This is a genomic window from Streptomyces sp. NPDC026092 (genome assembly GCF_040638605.1).
In the GTDB taxonomy this organism is placed as follows: Bacteria; Actinomycetota; Actinomycetes; order Streptomycetales; family Streptomycetaceae; genus Streptomyces.
Genome location: NZ_JBEZYN010000046.1, coordinates 1 through 2261, shown reverse-complemented (window position 1 = coordinate 2261; position 2261 = coordinate 1). Strand labels below are relative to the sequence as shown.

Here is a 2261-nt window from a genome sequence, read left to right as displayed (position 1 = left end):
ACCGTTCCTAATCAGTGAGCAGGAGTGAGTCTTGGACCCAAGCCTGTGCACTGCGGACATCCCGAACGGTTTTGGATGTCCTGGTCTCCCGCTTTCGCTCTGTATCTGGCTGCACGGATCGTGTCCGTGGTCCGGGAATACGAGGGCGGGTTCCCTCACGCCTCGGGGTGCCTGGTCGGGCCTGGACGGTCCGATGCCCCGCACGATCACTCCGGTCGTGCGGGGGCGGTGCCGTCCGTCGCCGGATCGGGTGCCCTTGGGCGCGTCGTCCGATCGCGATGCTCGCGGCATCGTGACGGGTGGTCTTTCGGTTCTTCGAGGTGAGGGGCTTCTGCCAGTGCTGGGCGCCCCAGCGGCTGGTGTAGGCCGGGTCCACGGCGATGATCGCGATACCGGTCTGGTCGGCCATTGAGGTCAGGCGGGCGCGGAGTTTTCCGGTGGGGATGCCGGAGATGATCTGTCGGAAGCGGCGCCGGCGGCCGTGCTTCTCGCGGGTCTTCTCGGCGGTGAAGTCCAGGTCCTCGATGGCGATGGCCTTCACGCCACAGGTCTTGGCCCAGTTCAGCAGGCACGTCAGAGCGTGGCGGAGCTGGGCGTCGCGGTGGTCGGCGTTGCCCGACAGGTCGTAGGAGAAGCGGCGTGGCCGGCCGGTCGGGTTGCCGTGGGTGTCGAGGCGCCAGGCGGCGAGGTGGTCGGCGTTGGTGTCAACACCGACCACCCCGTCGGCCAGGGCGGACTTGATCGGGATGGTCTTCGTCGGGGCGTACTGCCAGGACGTGGTGATGTACCAGAGGCCACGGTCCGCATCGAAGTGGATGCGGTACGCGACGGCCCGGTTGGCTTCGATGCGGTCGGCCCACTCAGGGCCGCGGTGCGGGAAGGAGACCTTGCACGCGAGGACGTACCGGCCGTGCCGGGCGTTGGCCAGATGAGCCAGCGGGGCGGGCAGCTTGATCGACACCTCCCCGTCCGGGGTGATGCGGATCGTTTCGTTGCCGAAGCGCTTCCCACTCTCGCCATCGGCGGCCAGGAACCAGCGCTCTGCCTCCCAGCGTTCCCGCCACTGCTCGGCGGTGAGCTGGGCGGCAGCCAGGTTGTGCCTGCCCCGGGCGAGCCGCTTGCCGCCCCGCACCACGCGCACGCGGCCGCGTCCACGGTCAGCGCGTTCGCGCTCCAGCCGGTCTTCGAGCACGCGCAGGCGGCGGGTCTTGTGGAACCACTCGCCCTCGGAACGGTAGCCGCCGGGGGCCTTCTTCGTGCCCTTCGCACCGATCGGCTGCGACAGACGGTGCGCGATCGTCTTGATCCCGGCTTCGAGATTCTGGATGTGCGCGAGCTGGCCGCGACGCGAGAGCGCCCACTGATCGTGAGTGGCTTTGGTGACAGCGCCGGCCCAGCGCGCCGACGACTCCGGCGTCAGCGAGCGTTTCCGCGCAGCCCACGTATCAGTGGAGTGCTCCAGACCATCCCGGCAGCGGGCCACGAGGTCCTTCGACGCGAGCGAACCCATGTGCGCGCCGACCAGACGAAGAACGTCCTCGTCCTCGGCCGTCAGGTGCTTGAGTCGGTCCCGGATCGCCACACCGGCCGGGCCGAGGGCCACGAACGACGGCGCGATCTCACGGAGTGCGGAGTCAGCCATGCTCGGCGGCCTCCAACGCCTTGCGCGCACGGTTCTTCGCCGACCGGCGGCCATACAGGCGGGCGCAGAACGACGTCAGCACCTCCACCATGTCACGCACCAGGTCGTCTTCGACCTCGCCGTCATCCAGGACGACGAGACGGCGGCCGTGTGCGGACAGGGCAGCCTCGACGAGTTCGACGTTCATGCGGCCGAGGCGGTCCTTGTGCTCCACGACCACGCAGATCACGTCCGGATCGGCCAGCAGGCGACGGACCTTGCTGCGGCTGCCGTTCATACCCGAGCCGATCTCGCACTCGACCCGGACGACCTTGCCGCCCGCCTGGGCCGCCCACGCAGACAACCGGGCCAACTGCCGCTCCAGATCGCCCTTCTGGTCGTGCGAGGAGACGCGGGCATACAGCCCCAGGCCGCCCACCGCTCCCGGAGCGGCGCTGGTCTCGATGTTCACCAGGATCGTGCGCGGCCCGACCCGCTGAGCCGGTACCGGCAACGTCCCCTCACGGAACCAGCGATACGCGGTCTGCGGATGCACGCCCTGCGTCTTCGCCCATTCCGTCAGATTCACACTCTGACAACGACACCCACTCATACATGGTTACGCTCACTTACTCGACCT

At 68.6% G+C, this 2261-nt stretch carries 2 protein-coding genes; both read right to left on the bottom strand.

All coding sequences use genetic code 11. The annotated features are described in order from the left end of the window. Positions 1-7: 7 nt before the first annotated feature. Complete coding sequence (locus AB0F56_RS35910) at positions 8-1642, bottom strand: IS200/IS605 family accessory protein TnpB-related protein (protein ID WP_362017546.1); 1635 nt, start codon at positions 1640-1642, stop codon at positions 8-10. Beyond that, positions 1635-2210, bottom strand: coding sequence for an IS607 family transposase (locus AB0F56_RS35905; RefSeq protein ID WP_362017544.1), 576 nt, complete (start codon positions 2208-2210; stop codon positions 1635-1637). The genes AB0F56_RS35910 and AB0F56_RS35905 overlap by 8 nt, the downstream gene beginning before the upstream one ends. Positions 2211-2261 lie beyond the last annotated feature (51 nt).

What these genes read in the sequence shown, in the direction of transcription:
- AB0F56_RS35910 (WP_362017546.1), bottom strand. Translation starts at nt 1,642, where the DNA reads ATGGCTGACTCCGCACTCCGTGAGATCGCGCCGTCGTTCGTGGCCCTC.